We start from the raw sequence: 558 nt of genomic DNA, 5'->3' as shown, positions 1-558 counted from the left end.
TGCGAAACATCCAAAGATTCCCATCACGCCTTCGCAAATCGCGGATGCGGCTCTGGACGCCGCGAAGGCGGGGGCCGCGGTCGTTCACATTCATGTCCGCGACCCAGAGACCGGAGCTCCATCGAACCGGTTTGACCTCTATGAACAGGTCGTCAAGAAGCTTCGGGACGCATCCACTGACGTCATCATCAATTTGACGAGCGGAATGGACGGCGAACTCGTACTCGATTCCATCGAACCGGCGAAGATTGGCGAAACAAGTACACTTAAAAAGCCCTTGGGGCGCTGTCTTCACGCCGTCAAACTTCAGCCAGAGATCAGCAGCTTGGACTGCGGCACGATGGCGTTCGGGGAACGGATATTCGTCGCACGTATGTCGGACCTGCGAGAACTCGCTAAGCTCATGCGAGAAGCGGGCGTCAAGCCTGAGCTCGAATGCTTCGATCTAGGTCATATTGAAACTGCCAAGAGACTCATATCAGAACAGCTGATCGAGGCGCCGCCTCTTTTCCAATTCTGTCTGAGCACAGGCTATGGCGCTCCCGGCGTTCCAATCGC

The 558-nt window shown here is 56.1% G+C and carries 1 protein-coding gene; it reads left to right on the top strand.

The annotated features are described in order from the left end of the window. Positions 1-558: beta-keto acid cleavage family enzyme (locus RAD10_RS41465; RefSeq protein WP_461621979.1), on the top strand; the 558-nt coding region annotated here is incomplete at both ends.

It is taken from the genome of Bradyrhizobium sp. 23AC (assembly GCF_054863025.1).
The sequence above is the reverse complement of the archived record's forward strand: the minus strand, read 5'-3'. Positions and strand labels throughout refer to the sequence as shown.